Origin of the sequence: Nocardioides sp. Kera G14, assembly GCF_020715565.1 — a bacterium.
Classification (GTDB): domain Bacteria; phylum Actinomycetota; class Actinomycetes; order Propionibacteriales; family Nocardioidaceae; genus Nocardioides.
The window spans coordinates 1,857,095-1,873,919 of record NZ_CP085839.1; the positions used below are offsets into that span (position 1 = coordinate 1,857,095).

General features: G+C 70.4%; 20 protein-coding genes. 15 read left to right on the forward strand and 5 right to left on the reverse strand.

Annotated features, from left to right (window positions below; all coding sequences use genetic code 11):
* Positions 1-32 precede the first annotated feature (32 nt).
* From LH076_RS09160 to LH076_RS09185, 6 genes are read left to right on the forward strand one after another with little or no spacing between them, the layout of a single operon-like run.
* Positions 33-869, forward strand: coding sequence for an LLM class F420-dependent oxidoreductase (locus tag LH076_RS09160; RefSeq protein WP_227780385.1), 837 nt, complete (start codon positions 33-35; stop codon positions 867-869).
* A gap of 16 nt (positions 870-885) precedes the next feature.
* Positions 886-1,989 (forward strand): diacylglycerol kinase, encoded by a 1,104-nt coding sequence (locus tag LH076_RS09165; RefSeq protein ID WP_227780386.1) that lies wholly within the window; start codon positions 886-888, stop codon positions 1,987-1,989.
* Complete coding sequence (locus LH076_RS09170; protein WP_227780387.1) at positions 1,976-2,713, forward strand: SDR family oxidoreductase; 738 nt, start codon at positions 1,976-1,978, stop codon at positions 2,711-2,713. The genes LH076_RS09165 and LH076_RS09170 overlap by 14 nt, the downstream gene beginning before the upstream one ends.
* A 10-nt stretch (positions 2,714-2,723) precedes the next feature.
* Positions 2,724-3,620, forward strand: a complete 897-nt coding sequence (locus LH076_RS09175) for an alpha/beta fold hydrolase (RefSeq protein WP_227780388.1) — start codon at positions 2,724-2,726, stop codon at positions 3,618-3,620.
* Positions 3,617-4,510 (forward strand): SDR family NAD(P)-dependent oxidoreductase, encoded by an 894-nt coding sequence (locus tag LH076_RS09180; RefSeq protein ID WP_227780389.1) that lies wholly within the window; start codon positions 3,617-3,619, stop codon positions 4,508-4,510. The genes LH076_RS09175 and LH076_RS09180 overlap by 4 nt, the downstream gene beginning before the upstream one ends.
* A 29-nt stretch (positions 4,511-4,539) precedes the next feature.
* Complete coding sequence (locus LH076_RS09185) at positions 4,540-5,988, forward strand: LVIVD repeat-containing protein (RefSeq protein WP_227780390.1); 1,449 nt, start codon at positions 4,540-4,542, stop codon at positions 5,986-5,988.
* Between the two features lie 3 nt (positions 5,989-5,991).
* Here LH076_RS09185 and LH076_RS09190 read toward each other — a convergent pair whose 3' ends face one another.
* The gene (locus LH076_RS09190; RefSeq protein ID WP_227780391.1) at positions 5,992-6,894 is read right to left on the reverse strand and encodes an SDR family oxidoreductase; all 903 of its coding nucleotides are present in this window, start codon (positions 6,892-6,894) and stop codon (positions 5,992-5,994) included.
* Positions 6,884-7,663 (reverse strand): SDR family oxidoreductase, encoded by a 780-nt coding sequence (locus tag LH076_RS09195; protein WP_227780392.1) that lies wholly within the window; start codon positions 7,661-7,663, stop codon positions 6,884-6,886. The genes LH076_RS09190 and LH076_RS09195 overlap by 11 nt, the downstream gene beginning before the upstream one ends.
* Positions 7,664-7,723: 60 nt before the next feature.
* Between LH076_RS09195 and LH076_RS09200 the strand changes: the two genes are divergently transcribed.
* The 9 genes from LH076_RS09200 (at position 7,724) to LH076_RS09240 (ending at position 13,585) form a co-directional block, all read left to right on the forward strand.
* Positions 7,724-8,485 carry an enoyl-CoA hydratase family protein gene (locus LH076_RS09200; protein ID WP_227780393.1) on the forward strand — a complete coding sequence of 254 codons (762 nt, stop codon included), beginning with the start codon at positions 7,724-7,726 and terminating at the stop codon, positions 8,483-8,485.
* Positions 8,482-9,378 (forward strand): CoA transferase subunit A, encoded by an 897-nt coding sequence (locus LH076_RS09205; RefSeq protein WP_227780394.1) that lies wholly within the window; start codon positions 8,482-8,484, stop codon positions 9,376-9,378. Before LH076_RS09200 ends, LH076_RS09205 begins: the two co-directional genes overlap by 4 nt.
* Positions 9,375-10,169: a CoA-transferase subunit beta gene (locus LH076_RS09210; protein ID WP_227780395.1), complete on the forward strand. Its 795-nt coding sequence runs from the start codon at positions 9,375-9,377 to the stop codon at positions 10,167-10,169. The genes LH076_RS09205 and LH076_RS09210 overlap by 4 nt, the downstream gene beginning before the upstream one ends.
* Positions 10,166-11,260, forward strand: coding sequence for an NAD(P)H-dependent flavin oxidoreductase (locus LH076_RS09215; RefSeq protein ID WP_227780396.1), 1,095 nt, complete (start codon positions 10,166-10,168; stop codon positions 11,258-11,260). The genes LH076_RS09210 and LH076_RS09215 overlap by 4 nt, the downstream gene beginning before the upstream one ends.
* 10 nt (positions 11,261-11,270) lie before the next feature.
* Positions 11,271-11,762 carry a pyridoxamine 5'-phosphate oxidase family protein gene (locus tag LH076_RS09220; protein ID WP_227780397.1) on the forward strand — a complete coding sequence of 164 codons (492 nt, stop codon included), beginning with the start codon at positions 11,271-11,273 and terminating at the stop codon, positions 11,760-11,762.
* 50 nt (positions 11,763-11,812) lie between these two features.
* Positions 11,813-12,034, forward strand: a complete 222-nt coding sequence (locus tag LH076_RS09225) for a hypothetical protein (protein WP_227780398.1) — start codon at positions 11,813-11,815, stop codon at positions 12,032-12,034.
* A complete protein-coding gene (locus LH076_RS09230) occupies positions 12,028-12,327 on the forward strand; it encodes a DUF2975 domain-containing protein (protein ID WP_227780399.1) in 300 nt (99 codons plus the stop codon). Before LH076_RS09225 ends, LH076_RS09230 begins: the two co-directional genes overlap by 7 nt.
* A gap of 1 nt (position 12,328) precedes the next feature.
* Positions 12,329-12,532, forward strand: a complete 204-nt coding sequence (locus LH076_RS09235) for a helix-turn-helix domain-containing protein (RefSeq protein WP_227780400.1) — start codon at positions 12,329-12,331, stop codon at positions 12,530-12,532.
* Between the two features lie 75 nt (positions 12,533-12,607).
* Positions 12,608-13,585 carry a DUF2332 domain-containing protein gene (locus tag LH076_RS09240; RefSeq protein WP_227780401.1) on the forward strand — a complete coding sequence of 326 codons (978 nt, stop codon included), beginning with the start codon at positions 12,608-12,610 and terminating at the stop codon, positions 13,583-13,585.
* Positions 13,586-13,653: 68 nt separating this feature from the next.
* Here the strand turns inward: LH076_RS09240 and LH076_RS09245 are convergent, their stop codons facing one another.
* Genes LH076_RS09245 through LH076_RS09255 form a run of 3 tightly spaced genes read right to left on the reverse strand, consistent with a single transcriptional unit; the run spans position 13,654 to position 16,801 of the window.
* Positions 13,654-14,817 (reverse strand): acetyl-CoA C-acetyltransferase, encoded by a 1,164-nt coding sequence (locus LH076_RS09245; protein WP_227780402.1) that lies wholly within the window; start codon positions 14,815-14,817, stop codon positions 13,654-13,656.
* Positions 14,818-14,831: 14 nt separating this feature from the next.
* Positions 14,832-15,626: an SDR family oxidoreductase gene (locus LH076_RS09250; RefSeq protein ID WP_227780403.1), complete on the reverse strand. Its 795-nt coding sequence runs from the start codon at positions 15,624-15,626 to the stop codon at positions 14,832-14,834.
* Positions 15,623-16,801: an acyl-CoA dehydrogenase family protein gene (locus LH076_RS09255; protein WP_227780404.1), complete on the reverse strand. Its 1,179-nt coding sequence runs from the start codon at positions 16,799-16,801 to the stop codon at positions 15,623-15,625. Before LH076_RS09255 ends, LH076_RS09250 begins: the two co-directional genes overlap by 4 nt.
* Between the last annotated feature and the right edge of the window lie 24 nt (positions 16,802-16,825).

A 16,825-nucleotide genomic window follows, 5' to 3' on the forward strand; every position in this document is an offset into this window, starting at 1 on the left:
CGAAATCTAGAACGTGTTCTAGTCTCCTGTCTATGCGAAACGGGATCGTCCTCTTCACCTCCGACCGCGGCATCCGCCCTGCCGAACTCGCCAAGGCTGCGGAGGAGCGGGGCTTCGACACCTTCTACGTGCCCGAGCACACCCACATCCCGGTCAAGCGCGAGGCGCTGCATCCGACGGGTGGCGAGGAGCTGCCCGACGACCGCTATCTGCGGACCCTCGACCCGTGGGTCGTGCTGGGCGGCTGCGCGGCGGTGACCTCCCGGATCGGGCTCTCCACCGCGGTGGCGCTGCCCGTCGAGTCGGACCCGATCACCCTGGCCAAGACGATCGCCTCGCTGGACTTCCTGTCGGGCGGCCGCGTCTCGCTGGGTGTCGGCTTCGGCTGGAACACCGATGAGCTCGCCGACCACCACGTGCCGGCGGATCGCCGTCGCACCGTGCTCAAGGAGTACCTCGAGGCGATGCGGTCGATCTGGACCGAGGAGGAGGCGTCGTACGACGGCGAGTTCGTCTCCTTCGGACCGAGCTGGGCCTACCCCAAGCCGACGGGATCGATCCCGGTGGTGGTCGGCGCTGAGCTCGGCCCCCAGACGGCCCGCTGGATCGCCCGCCACGCCGACGGCTGGATGAGCACACCGCGCTCGTCCGGCGTCGGCGAGAAGATCAAGCAGCTCCAGGTCGAGTGGGAGGCCGCCGGCCGCGACGGCAAGCCCGAGGTCCGGATCCTCGTCGCCAAGCGTCCGACGCCGGAGGATCTGGCCGAGTGGTCGGTCGCCGACGAGCTGATCTGGGGTGTCCCCGACGCCGAGCCGGATGTGGTGCTCCCCTACCTCGACAAGCTCGCCGGCCGCCTCGGCCTGGCCTGAGCTGACGGGCCGCGTCATGCCGCTCAAGGTCCTCCACGTCGCCACCGGCAACGTCGGCACCATCGTCCTGCGCCACCTGCTCACCGACCCGCGCTTCGAGGTCGTGGGCGTCGTCGTCTCGACTCCGGAGAAGGTCGGCCGGGACGCCGGTGAGCTCGCCGGCACGGGCACGACCACCGGGATCAGGGCGATCGACTCGCTGGACGCCGGCATCGCGCTCGGCCCGGACGTCGCGACGTACTGCGCGATCGGCGAGACCCGGTTCTTCGAGGCGCTCGCCGACGTGCAGAAGCTCGCCGAGGCGGGCATCAACGTCGCCGCGACGTCACCGGTCACGCTGATCTGGCCGTGGGGCACGCTGCCCGACTCCATGATCGATCCCATCGACGAGGCCGCCCGGAAGGGCGGCGTCAGCGTCTTCGCGACCGGCGTCGATCCCGGCTGGGCCAACGACCTGCTCCCGTTCGCCATCGCGAGCACGTGCCAGCGGATCGACCGGGTGGTCTGCTCGGAGATCGCGGACTACGCGACGTACGACGGCGCGCCGGTGATGTTCGACGTGATGGGCTTCGGGCGCGAGGTCGGCGATCTGCCGATGCTCTTCAAGCCCGGGATGCTCACCGCTGCCTGGGGTGTGACGCTGCGCCAGCTGGCGACCGGGTTCGGCATCGAGCTCGACGAGATCCGCGAGTCCGTCGAGCAGGAGCCCGCACCCGAGGCCTTCGACATCACCGCCGGTCACATCCCTGCCGGCGGCGTGGCCGCGCTGCGGTTCAAGATCATCGGGGTGGTGGACGGCGAGGAGAAGCTCGTCATCGACCACACCACCCGGCTGCGCCCGGACCTGCGTCCCGACTGGCCACAGCCCGCGCAGGACGGCGGCTCCTACCGCGTGGAGATCACCGGCGAGCCGTCGTACCGCGTCGACGTCTGCCCCACGAGCGAGATCGGCGACCACAACTACGTCGCCATCGCGACCGCGGCCGGCCGCCTCGTCAACGCGATCCCCGACGTGGTGGCGGCCGAGCCCGGCCTGCGCACCTTCTTCGATCTGCCCTTCAACACCGGTCGTGGCGCCTTCGCAACGACCTTCGGAAAGGAAACCCATGGGACGCGTTGACGACAAGGTCGTCCTCATCAGCGGCGGCGCCCGCAACATCGGCGGCGCCAGCGCCCGGATGCTCGTCGCCGAGGGCGCCAAGGTGGTCATCGGCGACCTCCTCGACGACGAGGGCAAGGCACTCGCCGACGAGCTCGGCGATGCGGCGCGTTACGTGCACCTCGACGTGACCTCCGAGGAGGACTGGGCGGCCGCGGTCGCCCACACGCTCGACGAGTTCGGGACGCTCACCACGCTCTTCAACAACGCCGGGATCTTCAACGGCGGCCAGCTGCAGCGCTACAAGCGCGAGCAGTGGAACCAGATGCTCGAGGTCAATCTCACCGGCGCCTTCCTCGGCATGAAGGCCTCGGCCGACGCGATCATCGCCGCCGGGGGCGGGTCGATCATCAACACCTCGTCGATCGAGGGCCTGCGCGGCACCCCCTGGGCGCACGGGTACGTCGCCTCCAAGTGGGGACTCCGCGGACTGACGAAGTCCGCAGCCATGGAGCTCGCGCCCCAAGGCGTCCGGGTCAACTCACTGCACCCCGGACGGATCAGCACGCCTGCCACGGACGCCATGCCCGAGGACCTGATCCCGATCCCGCTCGGCCGCCCCGGCCAGCCTGACGAGGTCGCCTCCTTCGTGGTCTTCCTGACCAGCAACGAGTCCTCCTTCGTCACCGGCGCGGAGTTCGTCATGGACGGCGGCACCGTGACCGCCATCCCGACCAAGATCTGAGCTGCGGCTCGTGGACCAGCTCGCGGAGCCGCGAGCCTCCTCGATCGAGCTCACGGGGCTCGGCCTCGGCCTGCTCGAGTGGGGCCCGCCGGGCGGCCCGCTGCTGCTGGCCGCCCACGGGTTCCCCGACACGGCGTGGACCTGGCGCCGCGTGGCGCCAGGTCTCGCGGCCGCGGGCTGGCGGGTGGTCGCACCGGCGCTGCGGGGCTATGCGCCGTCGACGCTGCCGGCCGACGGCGACCTCTCGATCTATGCGGTCGCCGAGGACCTCGTGGAGCTGGCCGACCGGCTCGGCGCCGACGAGCGGTCCGTCCTGGTCGGCCATGACTGGGGCGCGATCGCGGCGAGCCTGCTGGCCGGTCGCGCGGAGTCACCGTTCAGCCGCTACGTGCTCGTCGCCATCCCTCCCCTGGCCCACCTCAACCCACGACGCGGGACGCTCCGGCCCTGGACCGCCGCGGTCATCCGGCAACCGGCGCACTCCTGGTACATCGCCTTCAACCAGCTCCGCGGCCTCGCCGAGCGTCGCTTCGACTGGCTCGCCCGCCGGCTGTGGGCCTCCTGGGCACCCGGCTACGACGCCACCGAGGACCTGGCCCACCTCGCTGAGGCGGTGCCCGACGTCACCCACGCCCGGGCGGTGATCTCCTACTACCGCACGGCACTCGGCTCCCGTATGTCCGCGCTGTCAGCGGAGCCTGTGCACCCTGTGCTCTTCCTGCAGGGTGACCACGACACCGCGCTCGACCCGCGCTTCTTCGAGGTGGTCGCTCCGCAGCTGGCACCGCCCTCGCGCGCCGTGCTGGTCGAGGGCGCCGGCCACTTCCCGCACCTCGACCGCCCCGAGGTCGTCCTCACCGAGATGCTCGCCGAGCTCGGCCGGCCGGACGCGGCGGTCGGCCGATGAGCGCCGGACCGCTGACCGGTAGGAGGGCGCTCGTCACCGGAGCCAGCCGCGGCATCGGTCTCGCCGTCGCCCATCGCCTCGTGGCCGAGGGCACGGGTGTGGTGGTGGTGAACGGCCGCGACCCCGAGGCACTGGACGAGGCCGTCGCCGCCCTGCGTGCCATCGCCACTTCCGAGCAGCAGGTCTCGGGGATCGCCGGCTCGGCCTCCGACGCCGACGTCCTCGCGGCGATGGTCGAGTCCGCAGGCGAGCCGGACCTCCTGGTCACCTGCGCCGGCACGGCCGAACCGCCCGGCTCCTCGATCCTCTCGATCACGCCGGACGAGTGGCGCGACCTGATCGAGGCCCACCTCGACTCCACCTTCATCGCCTGCCGAGCCGTCGTGCCGGGCATGGTCGAGCGGCGCCGCGGCACGATCGTGACCACCAGCTCCCACGCCTTCACCGGCGCCTTCGGTGGCACCGGGTACGCCGCCGGCAAAGGTGGCGTCAACAGCCTCACCTACGCCTTGGCCGCCGAGCTCCGCGAGCACGGGATCCGCGTCAACGCCGTGACGCCGGGTGCGCGCACACGGCTCTCCACCGGCGAGGACTACGAGCAGACGATCGGCGAGCTCAACCGTCGCGGCCTCCTCGACGACCTGATGCGCGAGGGTGCCCTCGCTCCTGCGCCACCGGAGTATGTCGCCAGCCTCTACGCCTTCCTGGCCAGCGACCTCTCGGCCCCGATCACGGGCGAGGTCTTCTCCGGGTCGGGAGGCTACGTCGGCCGCTGGGAGCGGCCGACCGAGACGTTCCTGACCTGGCGCGACCACGCCACCGAGCCGCCGTGGTCGCTCGACGACCTCGCCGGACTCATCTCGCCGAAGACCGACTCCGCACGGGCGTGACCTGAGTCACACTCGTCAGTTGGTCCGACATGACCCCCGCTCGCCGTCATCCGGTCCGACTGATCGCCGTCTTCGCCCTGGCCGCAGCCCTGGTCGGCGCGGCCGCGGTGACGTCGAGGAGCACCAGCCATGCGGCCGACTCGCTCGCCGGCGTACCTCGGGCGACGTGCGGGCCGGGCTCGAGTCCGGAGACCGGACTCCAGGGGCAGGTCCCGAAGGCGGACGACACGTCAGGGCGGGCCGCCCAAGGTTACTGGTGCAACGTGGCCGTGGTGGGACACACCGGCACCTCGGGCGGCTTCAAGGTCCAGCGGTACGTCGACCCGGCAGGTCACGTCTGCGCGTACTACGACACCGCCACCATGCTCGGCCTCACGCTCCCGAACCTCACGAAGGGCGTCCATCCCGGTGTCGCCGTCCTCGACATGTCCAACTCCTCGAAGCCCGTGCGCACGGCCACCCTGCTGACGCCGGCGATGCTCCAACCCCATGAGTCGCTCCTGGTCAACCAGGCTCGCGGGCTGCTGGTCGCCACCCTCGGCAGCCTCGCCACCGCACCCGGGATGATGGACGTCTACGACGTCAGCAAGGACTGCCGGCACCCGGTCCTGAGGTCGACCTCGGTCGCCAACCTCACCGGTCACGAGAGTGGCTTTGCTCCCGATGGCCGGACCTTCTGGTCCGCCGGAGCCGCCGGATTCACCCTCACGGCGATCGACCTGACCGACCCGGCACGGCCGAAGAACATCTTCACCCAGACCGGCGTCGTCTACCACGGGCTCCGGCTCTCCGACGACGGCCGCACGCTCTACGTCGCCAACATGGGCACGCCGGACGCCAAGAGCACGCTCGACCGCCCTGGCCTGCGCATCCTCGACGTCTCCGAGGTCCAGGATCGGAGGCCGAAGCCCAGTGTGAGGACCTTGGGCGAGCTCACGTGGCCCGAAGCCTCGATCCCCCAGGTCGCCGAGCCCTTCACCCGGGACGGCCGCCAGTACGTGCTCGAGAACGACGAGTTCACCGACTGGTTCGGCGACAACTGGAAGGTCGACTTCTTCGGCAACCAGGTGGGCGCCGCACGGATCATCGACGTCACCGACCCGCGCGCACCGTTCCTCGTCTCGCGCCTGCGGCTGGAGGTGCACGACCCGGCGAAGCGGACGTCGGACGTGCTCGCCGATCCCGGCGGCAACGAGGTCCTCAAGGCCTATGCCGCGCACTACTGCGGCGTGCCGACCCGGGACAACCCGCGCGTCGTCGGCTGCTCGATGATCGCCTCCGGGCTGCGCCTCTTCGACATCAGCGACCTGGCGCATCCGCGGGAGGCGGCGTACTTCAACATGCCGGGGACCGACGGTGGTGAGGCGCTCTCGCAGCCCGCCTGGGACCTCCAGCGCGGCGAAGTCTGGTACTCGGACGCCGAGGAGGGTTTCTTCGCCCTCCGTCTCACCAATGGCGCAGCGGATCTGCTGGACTGACCGTCAGCCCTGACTGCCGTAGACCGGCTCGGGCGCTGACGCCTTGGCGAGCAGGTCGGTGAGGGCCGGGCCGACCTCGTCGGCGGTCCAGCGGCGGCCGAGGTCCTGGCTCTCGCCGTGGGTCCAGCCGTTCTCGACGGTGATCCGGCTCCCGTCGATCTCGATCACACGGCCCGTCACGGTCGCTGCCGCCTCGCTGGCGAGCCACGCGACGATCGGACTGTTGTCCTCCGGGAGGGCCATCGCGCTCGTGTCGAAGGCGCCCTCCGTCATGCGGGTGCGGGCGACGGGGGCGATCGCGTTGACCGTGACGCCGTAGCGGCCGAGCTCGGCCGCCGCGACGAGCGTCATCCCGGCGATCCCGGCCTTGGCGGAGGAGTAGGTGGTCTGGCCGATCGAGCCCTGCAACCCCGCACCCGAGCTCGTGTTGATGACCCGCGCGGCGCGTTGCCGGCCCGCCTTGGACTCATCACGCCAGTAGCTCGCGGCGTGCCGCAGCGGCGCGAAGTGGCCCTTGAGGTGCACGCGGATCACCGCGTCCCACTCCTCCTCGGCGGTGTTGACCAGCATCCGGTCCCGCACGAAGCCTGCGTTGTTGACGAGGATGTCGAGGCCGCCGTACGTCTCGATGGCCTGCGCCACCATGGCCTCGGCCTGTGCCCAGTCGGCGACGTCGGCGCCGTTGGTCTCGGCCTCTCCCCCGGCGGCGCGGATCTCGGCGACGACCTCGTCTGCTGGTGACTGTCCGGCGTCCTCGACCTCGCCGTTGTTGCTCACGCCGTAGTCGTTGACGATCACCTTCGCGCCGTGGCGCGCCAGCTCGAGCGCGTGGGCTCGGCCGATGCCGCGACCGGCGCCGGTCACGATCGCGACGCGCCCCTCGAGGAGCCTGGAGTCACTGGTCATGGGGTGTCCCTTCTGCAGCGGCGAGGAAGGCGGGAGCCTCACCGCCGCCATGGAGTTCGATGGTCGAGCCGGTGACGTACGCCGACAGCGGACTGGCCAGGAAGGCGACCGTCCCGCCGACATCCGCCGGTGTTGCGAGCCGGCCGAGCGGCACGGTGCCGGCGATGCGCGCCAGGCCCTCGGGGCCGCCGTAGTGGCCGGAGTCCTCGTCGTCGGCCGGAGCCACCATGCCGACGTTGATCGCATTGACCCGCACCCGCGGCGCCCACTCCACCGCGAGGCTTCGGGTGAGAGAGTCGAGGCCGGCCTTCGCGGCACCGTAGGCGGCGGTGCCCGGACTCGGCCGAAGGGCGCTGACGCTGGAGATGTTGACGATGGCGCCGCCGTACTCCTGGCCCTGCATCACCCGGTTGGCGGCCTGGCTGATCAACAGCGGTGCGAGCAGGTTGAGCTCGACGACCTTGGCGTGCAGCCGTGGGCTGGCCGTGGCCGCCGGGGCGGGCGGGGCGCCGCCGGCGTTGTTGACGAGGATGTCGAGGCGCCCGAACTCCTCGACGATCCCGTCCACCAACCCTGTCACGGCGTCGGCGTCGCGCACATCGCACACGCGATGACCTCCGCTGCCTGCAACAGGTTCCGATTCGGTGCGGGAGCATGTCACAACCAAGGCCCCAGCCGCTACCAGTACCTCGCTGATGCCTAGACCAATTCCGCGGGCGCCACCGGTCACGAGGGCGACCTTTCCAGTGAGGTCGAGGTCCAGCGGCATGGTGGACACGCTAGCCGAGAAACCACTAGATTTGAAACACGTTCTAGTTTTGGAGAGTGCATGTCCGCGATCAGCACGGAGCAGCGCGACGACGGCATCACCGTCGTCACGGTCGACGCTCCCCCCGTCAACGCACTGACCGTCCAGGGGTGGTTCGACCTGGCTGACGCGGTCACCGCGGCCGGCCGCGAGGCCACGACTCGGGTCGTCGTCCTTCGTGCCGTCGGCAAGGGCTTCAACGCCGGCGTCGACATCAAGGAGATGCAGCACACCGACGGCTTCGACGCCCTGCTCGGCGCCAACAAGGGCTGCTTCGCGGCCTTCAAGGCGGTCTATGAGTGCGAGGTGCCGGTGATCGCCGCCGTCAACGGATTCTGCGTGGGCGGTGGGGTCGGCCTGGTCGGAAACGCCGACATCGTGATCGCCTCCGACGACGCCTACTTCGGGGTGCCCGAGGTGAAGCAGGGGGCGCTCGGCGCGGCGACGCACATGGCGCGACTCGTGCCGCAGCACCTGATGCGCACCCTCTACTTCACCGCGCGCACCATCCCCGCGGCCGACCTCGTCACTCACGGCTCGGTCTACCGGGTAGTGCCGCGCGCCGAGCTGGACGACGCTGCCCTCGAGCTGGCGGGCGAGGTCGCCGAGAAGGATCCCCGCGTCATCCGTGCCGCCAAGGCAGCCCTCAACGGCATCGACCCGATCGACGTCAACAAGTCCTACCGGTTCGAGCAGGGCTTCACCTTCGAGCTCAACCTCGCGGGCGTCTCGGACGAGCTGCGCGACGGGTTCGCCGGGACGAACAAGGCGGTGAAGGGTTGAGCACGAAGCCCCGCGACAAGACGACCACCATCGAGGCGATCATCGACTCCCTCGAGGACGGCATGACGATCGGGATCGGGGGCTGGGGACCGCGGCGCAAGCCGATGGCCCTGGTGCGCGCGCTCTACCGCAGCAACCTCAAGGACCTGACCATCGTGAGCTGGGGCGGCGCCGACGTCGGCCTGCTCGCGCGTGCGGAGAAGATCCGCCGCCTCGTCTATGCCTTCGTCTCGCTCGACTCCATACCCCTGGAGCCCAACTTCCAGCGGGCCCGGCAGAACAAGGCGATCCCCGAGGTCGTCGAGCTCGACGAGGGCATGTTCTACACCGGCCTGCGGGCCGCAGCCGAGCGGGTGCCGTTCCTCCCGATGCGTGCGGGCCTCGGGTCCGACGTGCTGGTCAACCAGCCGTGGCTGAAGACCGTGGTGTCGCCGTACGCCGACGGGAGCGGTGACGTCGAGGAGCTCGTCGCCATGCCGGCCCTCACGCTCGACGTCGCGTTCGTCCACATGAACCGGGCCGACGTGCACGGCAATGCGACCTATCTCGGGCCGGACCCCTACTTCGACGACCTCTTCTGCATGGCGGCCTCGCGCGCCTATGTGTCCTGCGAGCAGATCGTCGACACGGCGGGACTCACGGTCGACGCTCCCGTCCAGCGGCTGCTGATCAGCCGGCTCCTGGTCGACGGGGTGGTGGAGACGCCGAACGGCGCGCACTTCACGACCTGCACGCCCGACTACGAGCGCGACGAGCGCTTCCAGAAGGCCTACGCCGCCGCGGCGTCGGGCAGTGACGAGGACTGGCAGGCCTTCCACGAACGGTTCCTGTCCGGCGACGAGGCCGCCTACCAGGCGGCCGTCGCCGCGTGGCACGAGGAGAGTGCGTCATGAGCGCCCCAGAGATCCAACGCAGTACCAGGGCCGACGTCTGCGCCGCGGCGATCGCCGACGCGTTCAAGGACGACGGCGAGATCTTCGCGTCGCCGATGGGGATGCTGCCGACCGTCGGCGTGCGGCTCGCGAAGCTCACCTCCAACCCCGACCTGGTCATCTCCGACGGCGAGTCGCTCTGGCTCGGCGGCACGCCGCCGCTGGGCGGGACCGACGTGGTCGAGGGGTGGATCCCGTTCCGCCGTGTCTTCGAGATCGTCAACCACGGCAGGCGCCACGTGATGATGGGCGCGACCCAGATCGACCGTCAGGGCAACCAGAACATCAGCGCGATCGGTGACTTCGCCCAGCCCACCCGGCAGCTGCTCGGCTCGCGTGGCGCTCCCGGCAACACCGTCAACAACCGCACCTCCTACTGGGTGCCGCGGCACTCCCCCAAGGTCTTCGTCGAGGCGGTCGACATCGTCTCCGGCGTCGGGCCGCAGCGTGCCCGCGCCGCGGGGGTGGCGGCGTCGAAGTACAACGACATCCACCGGATCGTCAGCAACCTGGGCGTCTTCGACGTCGGTGGCCCCGGAGACACGGTCCGCCTGCTGTCGGTGCATCCCGGCGTGAATGTCGATGAGGTGGTGAGTGCGACCGGCTTCGACCTGGGAATCGCCGGCGACGTACCGACGACGCGGGAGCCCACCTCGACGGAGCTCCTGCTCATCAACACCGTCATCGACCCCAAGGGGCTGCGGATGCGCGAGGTCCCCGAGCCGGTCGACGCGGGGAAGGCGGCCTCATGATCGAGCAGGTCCTGAGGACTCCCCTCACCGAGCTCGCCGGCATCCGGCACCCCGTCGTCCAGACCGGCATGGGCTGGGTCGCGGGGCCGCGCCTGGTCTCGGCGACCGCCAATGCCGGCGGCCTCGGCATCCTCGCGTCGGCCACGATGACGATCGACGAGCTCGAGAAGGCGATCATCGAGGTCTCCTCCCGCACGTCGCAGCCGTTCGGGGTCAACCTCCGCGCGGACGCCGGCGACGCAGGCGACCGCTGCCAGCTCCTGATCGACCACGGTGTGAAGGTCGCCTCCTTCGCACTCGCCCCGAAGCCGGAGTTGATCGCCCGCCTCAAGGAGCACGACATCGTCGTGATCCCGTCGATCGGCGCACCGAAGCACGCCAAGAAGGTCGCGAGCTGGGGCGCCGACGCGGTGATGATCCAAGGCGGCGAGGGCGGTGGCCACACCGGTGCCGTGCCGACGACGCTGCTCCTGCCCTCCGTGCTCGATGCCGTCGACATCCCGGTCATCGCCGCCGGCGGATTCTTCGACGGCCGGGGCCTGGCCGCTGCCCTGTCGTACGGCGCCGCCGGCATCGGCATGGGCACGCGGTTCCTGCTCACCTCCGACTCGGCGGTGCCGCAGGCGGTCAAGGAGCTCTACCTGGGCTACGGCCTCGACGGCACCGTCGTGACCGACAAGGTCGACGGCATGCCGCACCGGATGCTGCGCACCTCGCTCGTCGAGTCGCTGCTCGACTCCTCGCTCGTGCGTCGCGCCGTGCCGACGGCCCGGCGGACGCTGGAGTTCAAGAAGGCGTCGGGGATGACGTGGCGCGAGCTCGTCGCCGACGGCCGCGCGATGAAGCACGCCCAGGGCCGGTCGCTCGCCCAGCTGGCGCTCGCCGCCAACACCCCGATGATGCTGCGCGCGGGCCTGGTCGAAGGTGACACCAACGCCGGCGTGCTCGCGTCCGGCCAGGTGGTCGGGCTGCTCGAGGACCTGCCGTCGTGCGAGGAGCTCATCGACCGGGTGGTGACGCAGGCCGCCGACCAACTCCGTCGAGTTGCCGGTTTCCTGCCGTCGAATCCGGCCTCTCCTGCCACCGAGTAGCGTCCCGCCCATGGGCACCAACCAACGCTCCCAGGTCGAGATGACCGACGAGGAGATCGCCGCCTTCATCGCCTCGAAGCGGACCGCCACGCTCGTCACCGTCGGCCCTTCCGGGCAGCCGCATGCCATCGCGATGTGGTTCGGCCTGATCGACGGCGTGCTGTGGTTCGAGACGAAGGCCAAGGCCCAGAAGGCGGTCAACCTTCGACGCGATCCGCGCGCCACGGTGCTGCTCGAGGACGGGCTCACCTACGACACGCTGCGCGGGGTCTCGCTGGAGGGGACGTGTGAGGTGATCGACGATCCCGACGCCCTCTTCGCCGTCGGCGTGAGCGTGTGGGAGCGCTACACCGGGCCGTACACCGAGGAGATGCGTCCGTTCGTCGAGCAGATGCTCAACAAGCGGGTGGCCGTGCGCTTCGACGTGGCCCGGACGCGGTCGTGGGACCACCGCAAGCTCGGCCTGCCCGCGATGGAGGTCGGCGGCACCGCCCTGCTGTAGCCCACGCGGTATCGGTTGATTTTCGATAGATAACGCGCGACAGTCATCACATGACGTCGCGTGCAAAGACTCCGCTGCCCCTTCGCCTGATGCCGGTCCTCCGGCTCGCCCTGGCGCTCCTCTTCCTGGCCATCGCCGCGCTCCTGCTCGTGGTGGTGCCGGCGATCGCGTGGCATGACCACCACTCGCACCACTACTCGACGTGGGGCACCATCGCGGGGCTCGGCTTCGCCGCGATCGTGATCCTGCTGCTGGCCGCGTCGACGTGGTGATCGTCTGCACGTGGAAGCTGCTCACCCTCGTCCAGCGCGATGAGATCTTCAGCGCCGCCTCGGACGCGTGGGTCACCGGCATCGTCCGGACGGTGGGGGCCGGCTGGCTCCTGCTCGCGGCCACCGCGCCTTACTTCTACTGGCTCGCCGAGAGCGACGATGCCCCGGGCGTCATGCTGGTCGGCTTCGTCCTCGGCCTGATCGCCACGGCCGCCCTCCTGCTGATGCTGGTCCTGCGCGAGCTCCTCCGCCGCGCCACCGCGCTCCGTGCCGATCTCGACGAGGTGATCTGAGATGGCGATCGTGGTCCGCATCGACGTCGAGCTCGCGAAGCGCAAGATGAGCGTCGGCGAGTTCGCCGAACGCGTCGGCCTCACCCCCGCCAACGTCGCCGTGCTCAAGAACGGCCGCGCCAAGGCGGTCCGCTTCTCGACCCTCGAGGCGATGTGCCGGGTGCTGGAGTGCCAGCCCGGCGATCTCCTCGAATACGTCGAATAGGCAGTCCCTCACCGCCGAGAGGGCGCTCCGTCACCCTCGAGAGAGCAGGCGCTCGCACGGGAGCATGATGGCGACGTGCTGCTCTTCGATGACATCGCCGCCGAATACCGGGACTTCGCGTCGTACGCCGACGGCGACTCACCGACGTTCGCGGACTGGGCCGGCCGGCTGGCCGAGGACGCAGAGGTCATCGCCTGGCTCGCGGACCTGCCCGCCATCAAGCACCAGCCGAACCTGGTCTTCGCGGCAGCACGGTTCCACGGCGTACCCGCGCCCGGCCCCTACACGGCGCTCCGCGAGGCGCTGCTCGGCCCCGACGGAGCGGCCATCCGGCGCACGATCCTGACGCATGCGACGCAGACCAACGAGGTCGGCCGACTGGCGACGCTGCTGCCCGCCTTCGCCCAGATCGAAGGTCCGCTGGCGTTGATCGAGGTCGGCGCCTCGGCAGGCCTCTGCCTCTATCCGGACCGCTGGTCGTACGACTGGACGACCGACTCGGGCGCGGTACGGCTGGGCGACGGGCCGGCACTCGAGTGCCGGGTGAAGGGTGAGGCCCCACTGCCGACCCAGCTGCCCGACGTCGCCTGGCGCGGCGGCATCGACCTCAACCCCCTCGACGTGACCGACACGGACGACATGACGTGGCTGGAGACCCTGGTCTGGCCCGAGCATGACGACCGCCGCGAGCGGCTGCGCACGGCCGTCGACGTGGCGCGGAGCAGCCCGCCGCGAATCGTCCGGGGTGACCTCCTGACCGAGTTGCCTGCGCTGGTCGAGGAGGCGTCGTCGTACGGCACTGTGGTCGTCTTCCACTCCGCGGTCATCGCCTATCTCACTCCTGAGGACCGCCTGCGGTTCGAGGCGCTCGTCCGCGGACTGGTCGCCGACGGCATGTGTCACTGGGTGAGCAACGAGGGCAAGCGCGTGATCCCGTCGATCACGGCGACGGGGCCGGTGATTCCCGAGGAGAAGCAGATGTTCGTCCTCGGCCTCGACGGCCAGGCCCTGGCGCACACCCACGGACACGGCCGGTTCATGCGCTGGCTGTGAGCAGGGCACCTCTCGGGCGTGCGGGGCCGCCCTTTGGGCGGTGAGTGAGCGCCCTTTCGGCGGTGAGGTCAGACCCTTTCGATGATCGTCACGTTGGCCTGGCCGCCGCCCTCGCACATCGTCTGGAGGCCGTAGCGGCCGCCGGTGCGCTCGAGCTCGTTGAGCAGGGTCGTCATCAGGCGGGTGCCGGTGGCGCCGATCGGGTGCCCGAGGGCGATCCCGCCGCCGTTCACGTTCACACGGTCGAGCGGGATCCCCAGTTCATCCGACCACGCCAGCACCACACTCGCGAACGCCTCGTTGCACTCGAAGAGATCGATGTCCTCGACGCCCATCCCGGCCTTCTCCAGCGCATGCCGCGTCGCCCGGATCGGGCCGGTGAGCATCCACACCGGGTCGTCGCCGCGCACCGAGAGGTGATGGATCCGGGCCCGCGGCTTCAGTCCGTACGTCGACACCGCCTCCTCGGACGCGATCAGCAACGCCGAGGCGGCGTCGCAGATCTGCGACGCCACGGCGGCGGTGATCCGGCCGCCCGGCGCCAGCGGCTCGAGACCGGCCATCTTCTCCAGCGAGGTGTCACGGACGCACTCGTCGGTGTCGAAGACGCCGCCGTCCGCCAGCGTCACGGGCGCGATCTGGTCCTTGAACCGCCCCTCGTCGATCGCGATCCTCGCCCTCTGGTGTGACGCCAGCGCGAACTCCTCCATCCGCTCACGCGGGATCCCCCACTTCTCGGCGATCATCTCCGCCGAGCGGAACTGGGAGACCTCCTGGTCGCCGTAGCGAGCCAGCCAGCCGGGCGACTCGGCGAAGGGCGTCGAGAACCCGAACTGCTGTCCGACGATCATGGCCGCCGAGATCGGGATGGCGCTCATGTTCTGCACCCCGCCGGCCACCACGAGCGACTGCGTCCCTGACATCACCCCCTGGGCGGCGAAGTGCACCGCCTGCTGCGACGATCCACACTGCCGGTCGATCGTGACACCAGGCACCTCGTCGGGCAGGCCGGCGACGAGCCACGCGGTGCGGGCGACGTCGCCGGCCTGGGAGCCGATGGTGTCGCAGCAGCCCAGGATCACGTCGTCGACCAGTACCGGGTCGAGGTCGACGCGGCCCATGAGCTCGCGCAGCACGTGCGCGCCCAGGTCGGCCGAGTGCACGGCGGCGAGGGAACCGCCGCGCTTCCCGACCGGCGTGCGGACCGCGTCGACGATGTAGGCCTCACCCATGATTCACGCCCTTCTCATGCACGCTGACTCGACACGGACACGACCTCGCCCGTGAGATAGCTCGAATATCCACTGGCCAGGAAGACCATCACGTTGGCGACCTCCCACGGCTCGGCCGCACGTCCGAAGGCCTCCCGTGAGGTCAGCTCCTCCAACAGCTCGTCCGAGGTCACCTTGGCGAGGAAGGCGTGCATCGCCAGCGACGGCGCCACCGCATTGACTCGGACGCCGTACGGCGCCAGGTCGATCGCGGCGCACCGGGTCAGCGCCATCACGCCGGCCTTCGCGGCGGCGTAGTGCGCCTGCCCCTCCTGGGCCCGCCAGCCGATCACGGAGGCGTTGTTGACGATCACGCCGCCGCGACCGGAGTCCTTCATCCGCTGACCGGCGGCCCGGACGCAGCGGAAGGTGCCCGTCAGCGAGATGTCCAGCACGCGCGACCACTGCTCGTCGGTCATCTCCAGCACCGACGCGGTCCCGCCGAGGCCGGCGTTGTTGACCATCACGTCCACACCGCCGTACGTCGTCGCTGCCTCCAGCAGCGCCTGGACGTCGTCCTCGACGGTGACGTCGCTGACCATCGTGGTGACGCGGCCCTCGCCGAACTCGGCCCCGAGGGACTCGGCCGCCTCCTTGAGCCGGCGCTCGTGGGTGTCGCCGATCACGACGTGCCGCGCGCCCTCCTCGAGGGCGCGTCGGACGACCGAGGCGCCGATGCCGGCTCCGGCGCCGGCGGTCACGACGACCACCTTGTCGTCGAGCAGGCCGTGGCCCGGCACATAGGTCGGGGCGGTCTTGAGTGAGGTCATGCACGCGCCTCCTGCGCAGATGGCGAGCCCTTCGGCTCGCGAGGGAGGCCGAGCACACGCTCGGCGAGGATGTTCTTCTGGATCTCGTCGCTGCCGCCGTAGATCGTGTCGGCGCGGGAGAAGAGGAAGAGACGCTGCCAACGGTCAGCGTCGGGCTCGAGCAGGAGCCCCGAGGGCCCGAGGACGTCCATCGCGAGCTCGCCGAGTCGCTGGTGCCAGTTGGCCCAGACCAGCTTGGCGATCGACTCCGCGCCGGCCGCCGGAGAACCCAGCGAGCGCAGGGCGTTGACCCGCATCACCTCGAGCTCGATCCTCAGCCGCTCGAGCCGGGAGGCGACCAGCGGATCGTCCGCGGCACCGTTCCCCGTCGCGACGGAGACCAGATCGCCCAGCTCCCGCTGGAAGCCGACCTGTTGGCCGAGCGTCGAGACGCCGCGCTCGAACCCGAGCAGCGCCATCGCGACCTTCCACCCGTCCCCGACCTCACCCACGACGAGGTCGGCGGAGGTCCGCGCCCCGGTGAAGAAGACCTCGTTGAACTCCGAGCCGCCGGTCAGCTGCTCGATCGGCCGCACCTCGATGCCCGGTTGGTCGAGCGGTACGAGGAGGAAGGAGAGTCCCGCCTGGCGCGAGGAGCCGGCCTCAGTCCGGGCGAGCACGAAGATCCAGTCGGACAGGTGCGCCATCGACGTCCAGATCTTCTGCCCGTCGACCACCCACTCGTCGCCGTCGAGGCGTGCCCGGGTCGAGACCGACGCGAGGTCGGATCCTGCGCCCGGCTCGGAGTAGCCCTGGCACCACAGCTCCTCCACCGACAGGATCGTGGGGAGGAAGCGCTCCTTCTGCTCCGGCGTGCCGAAGGCGATCAGCGTCGGACCGAGCAACTGCTCGCCGAGATGGTTGACCGTCGCCGGCGCGTCGGACCGGGCGTACTCCTCGTGGAAGATCACCTGCTGGGCGATCGACAGGCCACGGCCGCCGTACTCCGTCGGCCACCCGAGGCCCGTCCACCCGTGCTCGGCGAGAAGCCGGTTCCACGCGAGCCGCTCCTCGTGCGCCTGGTGGTCGCGGCCCGGGCCGCCGAGGCCTCGCAGCGCCGCGAACTCGCCCACGAGATGGGCGTCGAGCCACGAGCGCACCTCGAGACGGAACTTCTCATCGCTCGTGTCGGTCACCTCCGCATAGTAGAACTTGTTCTA